Annotated in this window: 22 protein-coding genes; all 22 read right to left on the reverse strand. The window is 37.7% G+C overall.

What is annotated here, in order from left to right:
* Positions 1 to 6 precede the first annotated feature (6 nt).
* The gene (locus tag MWM02_RS16905; protein ID WP_244402507.1) at positions 7 to 186 is read right to left on the reverse strand and encodes a hypothetical protein; all 180 of its coding nucleotides are present in this window, start codon (positions 184 to 186) and stop codon (positions 7 to 9) included.
* A 15-nt stretch (positions 187 to 201) separates the two neighbouring features.
* A complete protein-coding gene (locus MWM02_RS16910; protein ID WP_244402508.1) occupies positions 202 to 1,143 on the reverse strand; it encodes a phage major capsid protein in 942 nt (313 codons plus the stop codon).
* 18 nt (positions 1,144 to 1,161) lie between these two features.
* Positions 1,162 to 2,361, reverse strand: coding sequence for an XkdF-like putative serine protease domain-containing protein (locus MWM02_RS16915; RefSeq protein ID WP_244402509.1), 1,200 nt, complete (start codon positions 2,359 to 2,361; stop codon positions 1,162 to 1,164).
* Positions 2,361 to 2,489, reverse strand: a complete 129-nt coding sequence (locus tag MWM02_RS19440; RefSeq protein WP_256462196.1) for a hypothetical protein — start codon at positions 2,487 to 2,489, stop codon at positions 2,361 to 2,363. The genes MWM02_RS16915 and MWM02_RS19440 overlap by 1 nt, the downstream gene beginning before the upstream one ends.
* 14 nt (positions 2,490 to 2,503) lie before the next feature.
* On the reverse strand, positions 2,504 to 3,424 hold the full coding sequence (locus tag MWM02_RS16920) for a phage minor head protein (protein WP_244402510.1): 921 nt from the start codon (positions 3,422 to 3,424) through the stop codon (positions 2,504 to 2,506).
* Positions 3,421 to 4,947, reverse strand: a complete 1,527-nt coding sequence (locus tag MWM02_RS16925) for a phage portal protein (protein ID WP_244402511.1) — start codon at positions 4,945 to 4,947, stop codon at positions 3,421 to 3,423. The genes MWM02_RS16920 and MWM02_RS16925 overlap by 4 nt, the downstream gene beginning before the upstream one ends.
* Positions 4,948 to 4,950: 3 nt before the next feature.
* Positions 4,951 to 6,249: a PBSX family phage terminase large subunit gene (locus tag MWM02_RS16930; protein ID WP_481861575.1), complete on the reverse strand. Its 1,299-nt coding sequence runs from the start codon at positions 6,247 to 6,249 to the stop codon at positions 4,951 to 4,953.
* Positions 6,246 to 6,980: a phage terminase small subunit gene (terS, locus tag MWM02_RS16935; protein ID WP_143415935.1), complete on the reverse strand. Its 735-nt coding sequence runs from the start codon at positions 6,978 to 6,980 to the stop codon at positions 6,246 to 6,248. The genes MWM02_RS16930 and terS overlap by 4 nt, the downstream gene beginning before the upstream one ends.
* Positions 6,981 to 7,063: 83 nt before the next feature.
* Positions 7,064 to 7,420: a hypothetical protein gene (locus MWM02_RS16940; RefSeq protein ID WP_143415936.1), complete on the reverse strand. Its 357-nt coding sequence runs from the start codon at positions 7,418 to 7,420 to the stop codon at positions 7,064 to 7,066.
* 234 nt (positions 7,421 to 7,654) lie between these two features.
* A complete protein-coding gene (locus MWM02_RS16945; RefSeq protein ID WP_244402512.1) occupies positions 7,655 to 9,736 on the reverse strand; it encodes a hypothetical protein in 2,082 nt (693 codons plus the stop codon).
* 477 nt (positions 9,737 to 10,213) lie between these two features.
* Complete coding sequence (locus MWM02_RS16950) at positions 10,214 to 12,193, reverse strand: 7-cyano-7-deazaguanine synthase (protein ID WP_244402513.1); 1,980 nt, start codon at positions 12,191 to 12,193, stop codon at positions 10,214 to 10,216.
* The gene (locus tag MWM02_RS16955) at positions 12,180 to 12,551 is read right to left on the reverse strand and encodes a hypothetical protein (protein ID WP_244402514.1); all 372 of its coding nucleotides are present in this window, start codon (positions 12,549 to 12,551) and stop codon (positions 12,180 to 12,182) included. Before MWM02_RS16955 ends, MWM02_RS16950 begins: the two co-directional genes overlap by 14 nt.
* Positions 12,552 to 12,634: 83 nt before the next feature.
* Positions 12,635 to 13,096 carry an NUDIX hydrolase gene (locus MWM02_RS16960; protein ID WP_244402515.1) on the reverse strand — a complete coding sequence of 154 codons (462 nt, stop codon included), beginning with the start codon at positions 13,094 to 13,096 and terminating at the stop codon, positions 12,635 to 12,637.
* A 245-nt stretch (positions 13,097 to 13,341) separates the two neighbouring features.
* Positions 13,342 to 13,782: an ArpU family phage packaging/lysis transcriptional regulator gene (locus MWM02_RS16965; RefSeq protein ID WP_244402516.1), complete on the reverse strand. Its 441-nt coding sequence runs from the start codon at positions 13,780 to 13,782 to the stop codon at positions 13,342 to 13,344.
* Between the two features lie 24 nt (positions 13,783 to 13,806).
* Positions 13,807 to 13,998, reverse strand: a complete 192-nt coding sequence (locus MWM02_RS16970; RefSeq protein ID WP_244402517.1) for a hypothetical protein — start codon at positions 13,996 to 13,998, stop codon at positions 13,807 to 13,809.
* A gap of 170 nt (positions 13,999 to 14,168) precedes the next feature.
* Positions 14,169 to 14,900, reverse strand: coding sequence for a phage antirepressor KilAC domain-containing protein (locus MWM02_RS16975; RefSeq protein ID WP_064553247.1), 732 nt, complete (start codon positions 14,898 to 14,900; stop codon positions 14,169 to 14,171).
* A gap of 77 nt (positions 14,901 to 14,977) precedes the next feature.
* Entirely contained in the window at positions 14,978 to 15,160 is a 183-nt protein-coding gene (locus tag MWM02_RS16980) for a hypothetical protein (protein ID WP_244402518.1), read from the reverse strand.
* Positions 15,161 to 15,220: 60 nt separating this feature from the next.
* Positions 15,221 to 16,027: a DNA adenine methylase gene (locus MWM02_RS16985; protein WP_244402519.1), complete on the reverse strand. Its 807-nt coding sequence runs from the start codon at positions 16,025 to 16,027 to the stop codon at positions 15,221 to 15,223.
* A gap of 270 nt (positions 16,028 to 16,297) precedes the next feature.
* The gene (locus tag MWM02_RS16990) at positions 16,298 to 16,507 is read right to left on the reverse strand and encodes an XtrA/YqaO family protein (RefSeq protein WP_244402520.1); all 210 of its coding nucleotides are present in this window, start codon (positions 16,505 to 16,507) and stop codon (positions 16,298 to 16,300) included.
* A 67-nt stretch (positions 16,508 to 16,574) separates the two neighbouring features.
* Positions 16,575 to 16,745, reverse strand: coding sequence for a hypothetical protein (locus MWM02_RS16995; RefSeq protein ID WP_244402521.1), 171 nt, complete (start codon positions 16,743 to 16,745; stop codon positions 16,575 to 16,577).
* Positions 16,746 to 17,036: 291 nt separating this feature from the next.
* Positions 17,037 to 17,912 carry an ATP-binding protein gene (locus tag MWM02_RS17000; RefSeq protein WP_244403644.1) on the reverse strand — a complete coding sequence of 292 codons (876 nt, stop codon included), beginning with the start codon at positions 17,910 to 17,912 and terminating at the stop codon, positions 17,037 to 17,039.
* Positions 17,857 to 18,903: a GntR family transcriptional regulator gene (locus MWM02_RS17005; RefSeq protein WP_244402522.1), complete on the reverse strand. Its 1,047-nt coding sequence runs from the start codon at positions 18,901 to 18,903 to the stop codon at positions 17,857 to 17,859. The genes MWM02_RS17000 and MWM02_RS17005 overlap by 56 nt, the downstream gene beginning before the upstream one ends.
* Positions 18,904 to 18,913 lie beyond the last annotated feature (10 nt).

The following is an 18,913-nucleotide window of genomic DNA, read 5'->3' on the forward strand; positions in this document are numbered from 1 at the left end:
ATATCATCACTCCTCTTTAGATGAACTATTTTCCTTTTGTGGTTTCACTTCTTCCAAGTCTTCGTATTTACTTAACAGCTTGTCTCTCTCTTTCGCTGATACTTCAACAGGTTCATTTGCATAGAAAAAGCGCCCGCCACCAATATGAAGAGCGCCTTTTTTGCGTTTATATTGAATTTTAGGCATTGATAAACTCCCTCCTTAAAGCTTACTTCCTGTCATCCATGCAACTGCATCTACTTCACGGACAACTGCGTCAAGGTAAGCATAAAGAACATGATAAGTTGCATCTTTGGCCGCAGCTGTTGCTCCTTCAGCAGTACGGATATAACGTAATTGACGAGTAAACACCGGTTTCAAGTTACTCATCGGAGTTAAAGCAGCAAATCCACTTTGCAATTCTGCTACCACCTCAACAGGATAACCTGCTAAACGAGTAATTTTCCCATCTTGAAGAACAGCATCACCAAATCCAGTTTGGCGTTGTGATACCATAGCAACTAATTTATCATTTGTTTTTTGTGTGATGAACCAAGTGATGTCTGAAAAGCTTTTATAACGTTCTGGTAACAATTGAATGTGATTCACAAAATCTAAAATGGTAGGTTCGTTATTTGCCAAATCTGTTTTGTATGGTGATTGTTTCATTTTCTTAACAAAACCATCTAAGATGCTTAGAAAAGGATCTGGAGTCGTACCATCTTCTAATTTGGCATCAACATCGCCATTGAAAATCAAATCTTGCAGATCTACCCCGAATTGTCGCTGAATCATGTTAATAACTTTTTCTTCAACGTTATCCCCACGTGCTGAAACCGAATAATATACATCATCATTTTGCAGCCATTCATCCCATTTCACTTTTTTAACAGCATACGGAATCTGACGATTACTAATTGAACCCGTGCCTGTTGGATTATCGTCCTTTCCAGCTTGACGAATTTTCCGACGACCAACAGAAAGCGCATCAATATTTCCTGCTGGTACATCCCGATAGATTGGTTGTAGTTTTGGAAGTGTAGAAGCATTGTTAATAGTATCCACCAAGAACGCTTCGGCATCACTTCTTGCCATCGGAATATCTAAATTCTTTTTGATTGTTGCCACTGCAGCTTCCTTCGTTAAAATTGTTTGATTATCCATTCTTTATTCCTCCTTTATTTACTGAAATAGACGCATATATCCTTTTTGTACGTCAGTTTGTTGTGGACTCGGCGGGTCCTGATCAGCTTGTTTAGAAATTCCTCGTGCTTTTTCAACGGCATCCAAACGTTTCATGATAGGATCCAATTTTGCATCGAGAATTTCACCAAGCTGTTTTGCAATATCTTCCTCACCAGATTGCTGGCCTTCGCCTTGGTTAGAAACGCCTTCTCCCTTTTCAATTTCATCCAGACGCTTTGTGATCGCTGATAGCTTTTCATCAAGTAGTTTTTCGATATCCTCTTTTTTCACTTCTTCTTCCTCCTCTTCAAGCGCAATTAAGTCAGCAAGAGCTGCGTGCGCATCTTTGATTTTTTGCATGTTGGCAGCAGAAATTTTCCTTCCTGCTTTTTGAATATCTTCAGGTGGCTTCCCGATAGCCTTCAAAACATTGTCGGCAAGCAAAATCTCATTCATGATGTCAACGAAATCCTGAATGGCTTCTCGAATTTTTGTTTCATCTTCTTCAAATACATATTTATCCATTTGCCAGTTATAGGACCGGATGGTTGTTTCAAAGCTATCCATGGCCGCCCAAAAGTTTCTAGCTTTTTTACCTTGCTCATATTTGTCACGAACCGCGCCTTTTTGAATCTTCTCACCAGTGAAAAAGTTTTTAAGCAAATTAAAAAAGCCCTTCACTTCGTCATCTTCATTTGACTTCGTGACAGGCTTTTCTTCTTGTTTTTCTATTACCTCGGCAGTGCCGGCCATCGAATAACCGGTGATTTCGCCTTTCTTTATTTGCTCCCATATCTCATCAGAAGCCTTTGTAACGAGTACCCAAGAACCTTTTTTAATTTCTTCATCGCCGATTTTAAAATCTGTAGGAGCAATATAAGATTCAACCACTTCCCCTACACCGGCATTAAAATCATGTTGCTTGTCAATATTGCGATAATCCTTCATAAAAACATGCGCGGCTTTTTCGATTTCTTCTGCTGTCATAAAATCTCCGTGGGCATCTACCACATCCGGTTCATAGACCACACCGTAGACTAGCTTTTGTTCTTCCTCATCCTTGTTAATAAAAACCCTTACTTCTTTTTGGAAGGTTGGCTGCTTATCAGATTTTGTAAGGAAAAAGCGTTTCTGATTGGCCCCTTTATCCACATAACTAACATGTGTAATGTGGGCATTTACTAATTCTCTCGGCATTATGGACTCACCTCCTTTCGGTCTTCACTTTTAATACAGTCTGAACAAATTCCTGGATGTTCTTCGTATTCTTTGTCATTTAACCAAGCATGGCATTTTTTACAGAAACCAAGTCCATCCGCAATCATTTTCTAATCACCACCTAACTATTCAATTCCTTCAAAGCTTCTTGTCGCAATTGCTCCTTTTCTTCTTGAGAAAGGCCAAGAATTGATTCATCGACCACTGGACCCATGGTGCAATGGCAATTCACACGCTCTTTCGCAGATAACGAAGGATCACGGGGATACTGACATGTTTCGCCGCTACCCTCTATTTTAAATTCCTCATCCACACCAACCTCTACGCCATCCATGGCCACATGATTTTCACGAGGTTGATTTTTCTTACTACCAGAATGCTTCCACTTCTTTTTTACAACCGCAGGACTTTGCATATATGATTCCCATTGAGCACGACTGGAAGCAGTAAGAATTTCTGTGATAGCAGTGGTCCTGGCTCTCTTTCTATCAAATTCAGGCAAATCCTTCATTTTCAGTTCAACATCTTGGATCGAGTCCCCGTTCTCGATGGCATCAGTCAACACCTTTTCAATAGCTTTATGAGTATTCAACTGCATTAAATCAGCCAGCTTAGTAGACCAGTCCTTTACCCAATTCGTTGTTTGAGTGGATGTCTCTACAAAAGGAATATCCGGATCAATTGATTCCATCAACTTTTTGCATAATTCCTCAATGGTCAATTGAAGAAATTCTGCTGTTACTTCACCGAATTCCTCTGCAAATTCATCTGTAGCAAAAAGATTGTTTGTGAAGTATTGTAGAATGGCTTCTAAAGTTGGTTTGTCATCCTTTGAAACAAATGCTTTCATTTCTTTTAAATAAAGCTTCCGCTGATTCCTAAGTAGCTTAGCAATTTTCTTTTCATAGTCTTCAACGATTTTGGGCAAAATCTCTAGCCCCGGGAAGTCTGGAACAACATCAGTGAGCTTTTCATCGTCTTCTTCCTCGGCCTTCTGGATAAATGCATTCAAACTTTGCAGGAGTTGTTCAACCTTACTCATACTTTCAACTCCTCAAGAACATCTCGTATATCTTTGAGCAGCATAATCAAATCGTTCTGTTGCTCTTTTGATTTCTGCATAAGAATCGGCATAGTTGATTGCTGTTCTTTCAACAACAATTGGAATGGTTTGTTGTACTCTGCCGGCCACTCTTCAAGCGTTTTTCCTAAAACCCTACCTAATAGATCTCTCAAATCATTCGGCGATGCAGCTCCAGCGTTAATAAAAGGTGTTAGGACTTTTGCGATTTCTATCGGGTCCCTAAAATCTGGACCTTTTAACGTGATTTTTACATGTTGCAATTCCAGAGCCGGTAGAAACAATGTATTTAATTTGTTAGCAAGGAAGTTCCTTTCCGGTTGGAAAACTTGTTCTTCTGTGATTTTTCGTGCTGTATCTGCTGTTGCACGGTTGTATTCATGGGCTTCGCCGGTATATAAGGGCGGAAGTCGAAAAGCCGAACGCAACTTTTCGCGTGTTTTTTGATCATATTCAAGAAACAAAGCATCCTGCTGCAGAACTTCCGCTAAGGATTTTATTTGCACCTTTACTGGCATCGGTTTGTCCGTTCCAGTATCTGTTGTTGTTTCGATCCCTTCTGCCTCGAGCAACAGGAATTTATGAGCGTTCTCCACTCCCTCGATGCTGTTCATGTATTCCTGGAGTTGATTGAAAGATTGTTCTGATAACATCCCATTCTCGACAATTATTGCAGCAGGAGTGTGCCTTCCTTGCTTGAAATACATATAGTTCAATTCTTCTGCTTTCCTAGCACCATAAAGGCTAACAATGTGCCCAATCCATCGAGGGATCCCGTACGTGCCACTTCCAATCTTGAAGTGAATAACTTCGGTTGCTCTCAAGTTCTCAGGTGTGTTTTCATCAAACTTCCCATTTGTTAGATTCATCACTCGTGGATCGCCATACTCTTTGAAGAAAACTTTTTTCCCGTTCACCATCTGCACATACCGACGGAATTTCTTCCATCGCTTAATCTTTTTTGATACACCGTTTTCTGTAATCGTAAATTCAACTTCCTCCGGAACCGTATAAGTACACACCCTCATGTTTTGACAGTCGATATATTCAATTCCGGCCGGCCTTCCTAGCCCATCTCTCAAAACTTCGATAAAGCCGTTTCCCGTCTTTTCACGATCTTCAAGAGCATATCCTAAAATTGTTTCAGCCGATTCATCAAAATGGAGATACTTGATGAATTCTTCTAATCTCACCCATTCATTTTCAGCTTGTTTCTTTACTTTCTCCGAAACATCTTTTGCATTGATATCGAAAGTGTAATCTGGTTGGAGTCCAAAACCTACAATATTGGTTCGATAAGCATCTACGCATTGCTGAAGTATCGTCGAGTATTCAGCAATTCGTTTCAATTCCTTTAAATTGTACGGAGGTTCGATTACTTCATCGCTGTACAAATTCTTGAATTCATCTTCATATATTTGGCGTGTCGTTGTGCTTGGTGCTTCTACCTTCACAACACGCACTCTCATTTGTTGCTGTGCCATAGCCTACCTCCTTTCTCTGTTTGGTCTTTGCCGTACTTTCGGTTTTTCTTTCAAGTCCTCTACCTCATAATCATCTAGTGCATACCAGATGGCCGAAAGAGTATGCGGGTCAATGTTAAACTCGTCTTCGATGATGTTTCCGTTTTTGTCTTTGGCATATGTTAAATCTTTTAATTCAAAAATGGTGTTCGTACATCTATCCGAACAAATGATTTTTTTAAACCTCTTGATTTTCTTAGTGTATTGTAAACGAGAGCCTGGAAACTTTAGTGCTCCTACCATATTGAACCCCTGTTTGCGGTAGTATCGAATGGTTTTTGGTTCCGCACTATCGGCTTTGATAAGCTCCTGCGTTTCTTTAAACTCGGATATCTCCTCGGCCGTTTCATCGTCCGTCATTTGATTCTTGTAATACTCCCAATAGATATAAAGGTATTTTTTATCAGGGTCCACCGCCAAACGTATAACGGCGTTATAAGAATCAACAAAACCAAAGTCCATGCCAACACGCTTTATCGGCTTACGAATGTTTGAAATAGCTTCCATAACTTTATCATGCGGAGCTACTTCAAATTGAGGAAATACCCGAACTCCGTTAACGCCAAAATGACCTTTCCGGGCAACGCGGTAAAGGTCTGGGTCATAGTCTTTTAGTTCTTCCAATTGAGCGATATAACTTTCAGGCAAAAATAAATTATCATCAGCAGTTGAGTGATGATAATAGGTGTCGTTTGTTATGATTGTCCGTTTTTCATAAAGTTCTTCGTCATCCAAAATCAAACGCTTATTTTGTTCATCTTTAAAAAAATGTCGGTAGGTCCAGTTGTTCTTGCTCACTGGATTTGTTGACAGGATCATATGAAGCTTCAATGTTGGATGACGTAAGCGTCCGAGCAGTTCTTTAAAACCTTCATATTTGACTTCGGAACACTCTTCAACCCATATGATTGAGACGTTATGGATTGATTTCAGCTTGGCCGGCTTGTCCATTCCTTTAAAGATGATTTTTGACCCGTTAGGAAAACGAATTTGCATGGGAGATGTCAAACATTCGATTATGTTTTCCAAACCCAAGTCATGGACAATTTCCTCAAGTAACGAATACGTTGAATCCCTATGAGTATCATAGACCTCACGAACAACTAAGGCCGTGCGTTTTTCACTCAATAGTTTTAGAATTAGTTTTAAAGCAATATGATAACTTTTACCGGATCCGTAACCGCCGACAAGAAAGTAAAACTTATGGTTCCAATCAAACAGAAAGTCTTCAAAATGAGGGTTGACTTCTTTTTCAATAATCATGAATCCTCACCCTTGCCTTTCCGCTTGATGAGGATTTCAATCGGCTTGTCGTCGGAACCGGAAGAGATTTTTTCAACCTCCGCCTTCGTTTTCTCGATTCCTAACCGCATTTGCTCAAGTTTCAATCGACGCTCATCATCTTCATGAGCCAGTTCATTAAACTGCTTAATTAAGCTTCTAAGCTCACTCATGGCCCTAGACTGTGCGTTGAGAAAGGTAGCATGACGATCCCAGGCAAATTGGAATTCCCACTCTGTCTCTGAGCTACTTGAATTTTCTCCCCAACTTTCTTTCTCCTTCTTCAATTCTTTAATCATTTCATCCTTCGATTCAACAAACATAATTTTCTGTGCTCGTATAATCGCAGCATATTGAATCATGATCTGATCCCAAATAAGATCAGCAGGACTTTTCTCTTCCAACATCCCCATGATTTCAAGTGTTTCTTGCGGGATGTATTTCGAGAAGAAGCCATGCTTCAATGCGTTCTGGTTGCCTTTTGGAGCCGCACCACCTTTATTTCCCTTTGCATTTATATTCCCTATAGGTGCGCCCCTTTTATTTTTTGTGTGCACACTTTTTTCTTTGTGTGCACCCTTTCCACGCGTCCAACCGTAACGCTTTTTCCATGACTTGACCGTATTTAAAGACACGCCATATTTTTCAGCAATGTCCTTGTATTTCATGCCTTTGACATAATCTTTTTCAGCTTGAATATATTTTTCCGTCACCTGCTACATCACCTGCCACCTCCGACTATTTGTGTTTGTTTTGGAGCAAAAGAAAAGCACCACATTGGGTGCTGAATAATTATTTAACTGATTTCTTTCGGCAAATAGTAGTTCATGTAATATTCTACATCATACAAGAAACTGTATACGTTATTATAAGTTATTCTTCCTACTATAGAAGCAATTGCTTCATGGACAGCTGGCCTATAATAATTAAACAATTTATTATCCTTATACAAATTTTCAATTCTTTTTAAGCTATTATTTTTATATTCTTTTTCTAGTTCACCTCTTATTTTTTTAGCAATTTCAAGACTAGCTTTGGGATCTTTTTTATAAAGCTCCATTCCTTTACGTGCAGTCGTAATGAAATAATTCATTTTTTCTAAAACTTCATCCGTGTTTACATCATGTTTTCCATCAAACAATAACTCCCTCATCGCATTCTCTCCTTTCACCGATTCATTTCGACAAAAGGAGACATTTCCCTGCTACTTTTATCCTAATACGTTGTTTTTCCTCCAAAATAAAAACGCCACCCCGATCGGAGTGACGCCCTGCTTCAACAAAATTTCACACTATCATCATATCATCTTTAAATAAAAATACTCTGTCATTATTCTGCCATTATTCTGCCACTTTAAAAAACAAAATAATTATCTGTTGCTTTTCTTTCATTCTTCTGTCATATCTCTGTCAAAAAAACTAGATATGGCTGCAGCAGCTAAATTATTAGAAAGTTGCTCCTCCCAACTCCCTTGTGGTCTTACCATGAATTTACGCCCACGAATATAGTAAGAATGAGGTATTAATAAATAGGCACCATAAACACTTTCTTCAAGAAAATAAGGATTTTCCAAAAAATGCACAAGATCTTCTGGTAACACTTCTCCTTTTTGTCGAATAGGTTTACAAAGTACCACTTCTTCTCCCTCATAAACACGTAACTCGCCATCGAAAAACTTTTCCAGAGCACTTGTATCTATTATTGGTATTTCTTTTATTTTAGTTCCCGATCCATAAAAACAGCTTAATAGAACAAAAGGCTGAATATTAAGTTCCTCTAGATCTTCCTCACTAATTCCGAATCGCTCACAAAAATCTTTAGGATTACGTTTAATATATGCTACAGCTTTTTCAGCTTGATACACCCCTTGTTTTATTTTATGATCGACATTAAGGTGATCCCAAGGTTCCATAGGCTCTATCCGATTTTTCAATTGTCCAAGGAATAAGTAGGAACCCTTACGAGCAATCAAATCAATATCTCCTCTATAAGTTTCCCCTTGATATTTATAAGAATAATGGAATCGTTTTGGGTATACGGTAAATCCGTACTTTTCAAACCGTTTTCTAGTTACTTCTTCAAAATTGTCTCCTCGATCACTTAACTGAACACCAAGTTTATTGAGATGGTAAATATAAGTTTTTGAAAAATTATTCATCATGAATAATGAAGGAATAATCATTACTTTTCCTCTATTTGTCACAAGAGGTTTATAATACAAGTCAAATAATTCATCGTTTCCAAATGTATATAGGTTTATTAACTTTTCAATATCTCGTTCTGATACTTCCCGTTTAAAAATCTTTGACAGAATTGGAGTAAAAATATATGCAATATCCTTTATATCAATTGCAAGATAAGGTACCATAGCTTCCTTTTGATATTTCTCTCTGAAATGTTGTGTTGCCTCAAAGTACAACAATGCTAAAACCTTTAAACAATAATAAAAAATAAATATTTCAAAGCAGTTAATCCCTAGTATCTCTTGCTGTTCTAGATTGGTAATGTACGCATTATCAAGAATAAGCAAATAATTTTGATAAGATTCTTCTATCGCGCGCTTAAAAGCTTCTATAAAAACATTACTTGAAAGTTTTAACTTAAAATCATTTCCAGACGGTTTTACCTGTATGATCTGATCATAATCAATCTTTTCCTTAGACCAACTAAAACGTTTTTCTGCAACTTTTGGTAAAGTTCGAAGTACATTTTGCATACGAGCGTGATCACGAAGTATTGGAAGTCGAAATCGTTTATACTCTTCAATATCTTTGTATATAAAAGTGACCTGTTTTTCCTCTACAATCATTTTCATATGATGAAGAGCTAGCTCATCACAAATCCAGTGTAGATAGTTAAGTGAGCGTATAATAGGGTACATCCTGTTCATGAATTTAGAACCTAGTTCCGCTACATATGGTAAATTTGTATCTTTTCCACGAAAACAACTATTTCTTTCACCTTCTTTCCAAATTTTCAACATAACATTTAGAGCCGCTATACTACTTTCATAATTTGTTTCCATACCGTAACTATACGAGAAATAAAAAAGTTTTTCATAATCATTTGGATTTCTACTTAGTATTTCCAAGTTAAAATTCTCAAAAATGGACAAAATAATGTGCAACGCAACAATTGGATGAAATGTATAAAGCTCCTTTAGTACCAACTTATACTGATCTACATACCACTCCATCTCATGATTAAGCAATTGACATTGCTGAACATATTCGTTATCCACGATTCCTTGTTCACAGCACCAGTCCATTAATGGATTACAGAAGAGCCTTGTACGATTGTTATCTTCTGATTTATTCAAAAAGAGTGAATACCTCCTTACATATAAAGATATTTCTTCTTTTTTCCCTTCTTCTATCTTTTGCAAAGCAACCCGTTTAAACTGCTTCCTTGCTTGTTTATAATTTTTATTATTCAAGAGGCGTACAATTTCCTTTATTTCTCCTTGCATTTTAATCCCCTTTCTATACGGCACTGCTTGTTTATTAACTACCCATATCTTATATTTTGTGTAATTGGGTAATTCGTCAAATCCGTTGATATTCCTGCATTAGACCCATATGCAAAAATGAATTACACAATCCATAATTTTATGAGTAATTTATAAAGGACAAAAGAAAAAGTACTCACTTTTATTGAAAAATAAACACTTAAAACTTTGAATTTTATGTACAATTACACTAAAATTATCTAATTTTGAAATGCAAATATGTATAACACCGTCCATATTAAGACGGTGTTAAAATAAAGTTGTTTAATTTAATTTTCTATGCTTCAGGGGACCAATACAATAAAATTGTTTAAAACCACTTTATTTTTGTAGACTTTAAAAACTATTAATTCAGGTCCCATCTACGATTTTTGTAAATCATTAAACCCTGAAATCTTCTCTAACATATTCCAATATATAATCTAATCCTATGGTATTTTAATTATTATCACTGTAAAATTCTGAAACGGCTTTGAAACCATTAAGCCTATCAACACAATTTGGACATACTCCACAAGGGGTTGTACTGTTGGCTTGACAGGAGTAAGTTTTTGCTAACGGAACACCTAGGTTAATTCCTAGCCTAATAACATCAGCTTTTGAAAAATCTCGGAAAGGCATTTTTATTTGAACTGCACCGTATTCTGAAAGTATTCCTGATAGCCTATCAAAGAATTCTCTTGAGCAATCTATCTCTTTTGCGTGATTAGAATTAATAAAAGCTGAATAAACCTCTTTAATCCCCAAGGTTTGAGCAACTGACGCAGCAATAGATAGAAACAATAAATTTCTATAAGGTAGATACAAGTCATCCGACGTGACATCATCTAACCATAAATTTGGTTCTCTTATCATTCTCGATTGAGAATACTTATATATATCCTCTATATTAATGACTTTTATATGAGGAATTAGCTTTGGTGGTAATACATCTAGTAACGTATTGAACTCAGTATCCGCACAATGCTGACCATATTTGAGAAAAACCGGCATTACTTTTTTACCCTCAGACAGCAATTTATAAGCTAATACAGTTGAATCCAAGCCTCCAGAAGCTAGTAACAGGGCATCATAATCCTCAAGAACTTCACGGTTCTTTCTTCCTAGTATTTCATATACTAGATCAATGACCTCACTCATAGAATGTGCAATATAGTTTGCAGATTTTTTTACAAACAAATTCCTGACTTGTTTATAAGGATCAAAGATAATCACAGGTTTTCCACTTTTAGCCATCCATCCTATCTCTACATAAGTTCCAGGATCATCATTTAATATTACTGCAATTAAAAGAGATGATTTTTCAAGTAATGCTATATCTTTTCGGTAAGCTTCCTCTTGCTGTTCTTCAGATTCGCTGCCAGTAATAAGTCCATTCTCTAGCACGGGTCTATGCGGGGTAAAATTATGATATTTTAAGTTATTGTACAACTCTTCAATTAATCTAGTATCTACATCTGGAAAATCAGGACCAGCTATGTAAATATGATGTTTCTCTCTTTCTTCCCATGGTATTCTGTTTCCTAAAAGCGTCTCAACATCGTTAAAATCCAAGGATGATACCAGTTCTTTAAATTCATCAAAAACAAATGTACTAGCATAAAGCATCGCGATATAGGATGCGATCTTTAATGCAGCTTCCTCCGTTCTTTGACTTTTTTGAGATAAAAAGGCTGCATTAAAACAATCCCCTACTCCAACTGAATGAACTGTGTCTGTTTTAAAAGCCGGTGCTTCATACCATTTCCGATTTATAATATCATAATATCTAGATCCTCCCCTATTTTCTTTCAGCAAAAATGATTTTGCACTTGCCATTAAAGGAGAGTTGACTAAATTTATAACAGAAAAATCATTTTCTTCAAAAAGAGTTGATGAAGTTGAAAGAATAATAGTATCAAAATTTATATTGTCCGCAATCATTCTTTTAAGAGATTCAGTTCCGTATTGAACATCGATGTGTAGTTTTCCTTTAAAACTTTTTAAAACTGGCAACACCTCTTCGATATTATACTTACCCGGATAAATTATTATATCTGTCGGATTATACTCCTCAATAATTCTGCTTAGTTCTTCCTGATCTATCGTAACATTGGATTGTTTCCTTAATATTTCTTCATATCCTTGGTTTCCGTTTTCAGGGGAATCTTGAATTGTTATTACGTTAGAAGCTCCATCAATTTCACCTACAATAGCTGTACGCTGTGCATTTAATTTTTTTCCATATTCAGAAATACTTCCAAATAAGTACTTAGGGGCTATTGCGGCCAAAGCATAGTTGCAATTCATAGCACTAAAAGCTCTTGCACTATGGAAAATCCCACCTAGCCTTACCGGTGACCCCTTGATGTCCAAATGCACATCGGTAAACACTTCTCCAAGAATTAAAAATCGATCATTTATTTTACTCTTCCGCATATAAATCCACTTCCACTTTCGGAAAAGGTTTTAAAGTACTGTAAACAACACTTCCGCTGTAACTAAATCCCTTTCTCATACAAGCTAGTAAGTTGCTATATCTACTAGGTAAAAGACCTATCTTTTCACCGGTTGCCTCTAATAATACTACTAAACGCCCGTTTTCTAATTTGTCACTTAACACGACCCGCTCCATTATCGCCGGAACATCACCATGATTGTTAAAATACTCTAATCTGCCAACTTCTTCAAGTTCTACATTCTTTCTTTCCTTACGACACATATCTTTGGTTGGTTCAAATTCCCCCCTGTAATCTCCAAAACGGCCTGTTCCGAGACTTCCCATAATACTAAACATGCCTCCTTATGTAAATTAATCAATTTACATAATTCGACATAAATATAGTAGATCCTCCATATTTTTATAAATTTATACGAAAATTATATATTTATATTAATATCAAACATCTCTAAAATTCCCTTGTTATAAACCATTTTTCCTGTTAGAATACCATCAGTTTCAAGGATATAAGGTAAAAGATAAATAAAGCTTGGAGGTGTGTTGTCATAAGAATAAATCTTCTCTGTTTCTACCCAAGCAACTTCCCCCTCTTCTGATGACCTTATATCTCCTGAAAATTCCCTCGAATGAAATAACATTAGTGCATCGCTTTTTTTTCGAGATTTATTTGTAACTGTTATAACTCCTCTAAAATGTACTTTACCTAAGTCTAATCCAGTTTCTTCTTGAACTTCTCTTTTACATGCTTCAATGGGAGACTCGTATGCCTCTACCTTTCCTCCAGGTGCATTCCATAAACCTATAAACGGCTTCTTCATTCTCTTTTGTAAAAGTAATTGATTATTATTCTCTATAAAACACATTGTAAATAAATTGCTCATTTCCCCCACCTCAATATACGTCTTATATATTTTTAGACTATCACGCAATATATCCATGTCAACAAGGAACGTATGGTTGTAGTTCTTATTCCAGAAATAAACACATCTACTTTTTCATAACAATTTAACATTGTACAAAATTCTTTATAAATGCACCTTGTATAGATACTTCCATTCGTTCTACTGTTTTAAATCTTGCTTAATCATCCACATCTTCTTTGGATCACGAATCGGTTGCACAAAATTCATTGTTTATACACCTCGATTCGGAGAGCGAAAGCGAGCTTATAAAAGGCACGTGACTTTATGCGATAATACTTGCGCTCGCTCATGCCGAAATCATTGTAAATTTCATAATCATATACATCTTCTTCCGTCATATAACGCCGGATAAGAATCGCACGTTCCCAGTAGCCTAAACGATTCACTGCCATCGCTATCCGCTTAATATATTCGCTGCGTTCTCGCTCATAGTCCGCATTACTAATAGCTATTTCTTCGGTTGAGGAATGGAATTTGTTTGTATTGGAAGGTGGAACAAGCGAATACTGTTGGGTAACTTTAGGCAGTTTGTCTAACGACTGTGTAAGTAGAAAAACACGATATTTTTCCAGTGCCGCTTCGACTGCCTTTTTTGTAGCGTCACGGTCAATCTCAGGTAAGACAAATTCTAATTGTTTTTCCATTTTCTCAACCTCCGAAATGAATGATTAATGCTGGCGAAAAGCGCCGCCTTTGGCACGACGATAAACCGGACGATGAACCCCCATCAGTTCTCTTAGCTCCCGCTCGGTAAATCGTTCTTTGGAGCGCTTCGATTTAGGTTCTTTCTTATGCTTATCTGTTCGGAACATCTTGTTCGCTTTCATCCATTTTTTCAATTGCTGCTGAATGGTTCTCATGGTATATTCCTCCCATCATTTTTGCTGCAAAAGAAAAGAGGACACCAATCATACAGAGATAGCCATGCTACTCTGCACAATCAGTGTCCTCACGCTCTCGGTCTTGGACATATTTAGTTACTCATATTATATCAAAATATAAAAATAGCAGTAACAAACTAAGAAGCGAATTATCCAACTGCCTTCTGTAGCAATATTCTAAATGTTTCCCTTCCTTTTGGTGTTACAAGAGTTTGTACATCCGCTCGCCCGTTCCGTTCCCATTCTTTTAATTCGAATAGCGACGGAACGTATTGGGCATATGGCTTTAATTTTCCTTTCTGATCGCGATAAATATATTTTTTATTGAGGAGCCATTCTATGAAAGCCTTTGGCTTCACTTTTAACTCCTTTGCTGTATCACGAAAATTAGTCAACAAACGCCGATCCACAAGCGCATCAAAATACTCCGCTTTTGGTCGCATGACTGCTATCTGTTCATTTTGCTTCCTTACAATTTCTAATGTAGAACGAAATAAAAGCTTCGTTTGTTCATCAGCATGTTTTAGATATGTTTCAATGAATAATTCATCATTTGCCACATATCCCCCGGTTTTTCGAATCGTCGGAAGGACTTCCTCAGCCACCCAATCACTAAATTTTTCTGCTTCTGGTTTATTACTACGAAAGACTAATTTATAAACACCTGCTTCATTGATTGCTGCCATTTCCTGCGGTCCCCCAGGGGTGTCCACTTTTACCGACCCCCTTTGTCTATCACTCAAACGACTAATAGCGTCCCTATGTTTTGCGATACCCAATACTTCACAAACATCTTTCGCTACAAACCACACATTCCCATCTTTTATAATAGTTCGCACTTGGTGACCGCTGTAAGTAAATACTTGCTGCAGATAATTCATTCGTTCTCTTTCCTCCTTAAATTCCTTTCTTGGAAACACAACTGTCATTTTGTTTCGTATAATCATCGTACTGTGTACTAATCTTGATACCAAGTAAGCACAATTCCCTTTTCTCTTTTTTCTTCACATTTAATAATGTCTTGTTCCCTAACACTTTCACCATTAACAACTAATCCTATTGCTTCAACCATTGTTTCGGCTAAAACTACCGACCTAGCTAAATCTCCACTATGAAAATATTCGATTTTCCAAACTTTCATATTAAATCCCCTTCCTTCACATTATGTGTCTGTTGCGCAACACAATGCTTATTTTGTTTCCTAAAATAGCGTCTGCTGAAAATATCCTTGCTCGGCCGCAACCGGATTAACCCAAAGTACTTCTGTACGTTTCGCACCCGCTTCGGCAAGGACCTGAAGTTCATCTCTATACCAATGTTTTAGCCTCTCTTCATAAATAGGATGAGAATATCCCGATAACAGTACAGGTCCCGGATGTTTATCTAAAACTTCCAGTAATTCTATGTGATCCTCAATTGTCATTTCGTGCTTATAATGTCGCTTTGTTCTAGTCTCGATGATATATGGAGGATCGGCATAAATTAAAACCTCTTTTCTTTTGTACCGTTTAATGAGCTTTACAGCTGGTTGATTTTCAATCTGTGCATCCTTCAATCGCTTTGCTACAAGTAATATTTTCTCAGGCAGCTTATTCCACTCTTTGGTTTTAAGATGATTTTTCGGATTTATATTACTTCTCCATCCGGTCCGATCACTTGTTTTTGCACCAATCGCTTGGCAGCAACGTACAAGAAAACGGCGAGCCAATTCCAATTCATCTTCCGTGTTGTCATCGTAACAATCGTAATATTCTTCCCTGGACAGAGGAGTAAAATAAATTTTTTCTGCCAGTTCCTCTGGCCGATCCCTAATCACACGAAACAAATTCACAACGTTGCTATCAATATCGTTAATTGTTTCTATCTGAGAAGGTATTTTGTTGAAAAAAACTGCTCCGGATCCAAAGAACGGCTCCAGATAGACTTCATGTGCCGGCATGTGCTCGATGATCCAATCAGCCATACTCCATTTGCTTCCCGGATAGTGCAATATTCGTGGAACACCCATACATTTCGTTCCTCCTTTCGTTAGGAAACATAATCACTCTTGTGTTTCCCTCACTACTTCAAAAACTCGTAAATATCTGTTTGTCCTTCTGGAACCATGAATTGCTGTGCTTTTGTTTGTATGCGTAATTCTCCAGGCGACACTTCGCAAAGCGCTTTGTCCGTCTTACAAACGGGACATCGCAGAAGATGATGTTCTTCAAAACTTTGCGAAACAGCGAATAAAACATCACATTTTTGGCATTCGTAAACATGAACGAGAATTTTCACCTCAAAACAACTCGCTTTCCTCATATTTGATTCGGGCAGTTTTCCCTTTTGCCGTTTCAATGATCGTAAAACCATGCTCAACCGCTTCCGCTACTTTCGCTTTTCCTTGCACGCCATCGATGACAAGCACAAGTACTTTTCCCGGAACAACAGGATGGGAAACGGTCATGCTGTTTATATCAATCTGTAATTCTTGCGCTCTTTTGCTCACCAGAATCCCTCCGTGGTATAATAGTAATGTGCGGTCAGGAGAAATCCTGGCTTTTATTTTTTTATGTTTAATGATTTAACATGTACCATCCGTAAAACATTGCAAGTACGATAACAATTCCGAATACCCATTTCAATAGAGGCGGCAGTGATTCCAAAATGATGACTGCACCAAAAAATATCAATGCAATGATCGATAATAATGTGAGCGCTACTAAAACGATTAATATTTCTATCACAGTCATCTCACCACCTATCAAGCGCCTATTTGCCCTGTACAGCGTTTTTTCTCGTTCCAATAAATTATTTTACATTCTCACGAAAACGCTCGAAATTTGAAGCGAGATAGGCATCACTGCTTTACTTTCTCGATTCTCAAAGTATAGTTTTCAGCAAGTTCAATACGCTTTAAACTATCATCTATCCAAACTTGAAATTTTTCTTCCGGCATCGGACCGCATTCCGGACATGGTGCGAAACCAACGGAAAAACTATTAATCTCGTGTACTACATGAGTGCCGTTGCAAAGTTTACACATTTGCTAACCCCTCCAATCTATGATTTAGTTTGATATCCCTCGGGATAACGACTGTATAATCCTGGCACATTTGAAATATCCGAGTACCAAGCGCTTCATCCACTTCTATGAGCTCTTCAACCGTCAGTTCCGAAGAAATCAAAATCGGTTTGTGATTAAGATAGCGATAATTGATCACAGAATAGGTTTGTTCTACCTGCCATTCCGTAGCCCTTGGCTTCCCTTTCACCGGCTTGAACAAATCATCAATGAAAAGCACATCCACTTGCTTCATACGCTCCAGCTTTTCTTCTAGCAGGTCAAAATCGTCTTTCAGATCACTGAAACCTTCCACGTATGGGAAATACAGAACCGACACTTGAAGCTTTTTCATTAAGTTATTTGCAACCGCCATGAGCAAATGCGTTTTTCCTGCCCCTGGCTGCCCTAGTAAAGCAATGCTGTTTTGTCGTTTATGGCGGATTTCTTGGAAATCCTGAAAATATTCCAATGCGCATTCATAAGCATCAATAATGACTTGGGGCTTGCCTTTCGTAATAAAATTCTTGAAGCCCATTTTTTTGAATTCGTCCGTAATCTCGCTGGCTTTCATTAGCCTTTCGATGCGTTTCCGTATTACGCATTCACACTGCCGGGAGTATGTATCCCGCCATTGCCAAGCATCCTTCGGTGAACAAACCTTTCCAGCAAAAAAATCAGCTTCTGGAACCATTTCTACGGGTACGAGAGTCTTGAAGGCTGGATCCTCTACCCATTCTGTTTTGTAATGGACACGGTAAATAACAACCCCTTTGTCATTGCAGATCGGGCATTCAGGCTTTTTTTGTTCGAATCCGTCCAACGCGGCCGCCGGTGATTGACTCAACATTCTGTTTTGCAGATCGACCATTACCTGGTCGATACTGGTGAATTTTTGCTCCATGGTTCCCCTCCTTTGCCTTTTCAATAGATTCATAATGTTTGTCCAAGATATAACCAACGCAGTAAGAAAGACTGTTTATCCGGTCTCTAGTATGTTTTGGTTTGTAAGTATCGAACCGTTCTTTTAACCAAACCAATGCGTTCTCCAGTGGTACTCCAGCAGAAAGAATTTCTCTCGCGGCATTTTCATCAAGTGGTGAAAAAGAAGTTCCATAACCTCGTAATTGGATAAAACGATCTAAAAGAATCTTCACTGCTTGTTCAGAAGTATGTGATATTTCTCCCGCACTTGCGGAATCGCCACTCAATGGGCCGGTCGTAGGCACCCCGTCACTTTCTTCTGAACCGCGCGTATGCGTATTATAAGCAGCAGCATATATATCATTCTTTATACATTCTTTATCATTATTGTTTATATCCGCGAGGTGTTCCCTGTCTGTTACCTTACTGTTACCCTCATTGGTTTTTTCATTGTCTAACACTTGATATGACTGGTTTTTCGGTGTTTCCAAGCTGTTACCCTGATGATGTTTTTTGTCATGTTCGGGTGTTTCTGAGGTGTTACCCTCACCGTCATTCAGTTGATACAAATCCCAATTTATCAAGGTTATCAGTGTATATTGTCTGTTACCCTTACCGCGATCTATTTTGATCATGGACTGTTTCTCAAGCCAATCTAAAATAGTAGAAACTGTTTTGGGGTTTGGTTCTTTCCATTTCACCCCCTCGTACCATCCAACATTTTTTGCAATTTCTCTAACCGATGTCAGATGTTGGCCGGGCTTTATCGTCAAAAAGGTTCCATCTTTCATTGGAATTTTATTTTCTTGATGATTCACCTTGTATTTGAGATATTGCCAAATTCTATGGTAGAGAGGGGGCATCATCCATATTGCGCTGTCAAGTTCTTTCCTATAATCTTTGATATATCCATGCAAGGAAGACCCT

The sequence above is a fragment of the Parageobacillus sp. KH3-4 genome (assembly GCF_022846435.1).
Lineage (GTDB): Bacteria > Bacillota > Bacilli > Bacillales > Anoxybacillaceae > Parageobacillus > Parageobacillus thermoglucosidasius_A.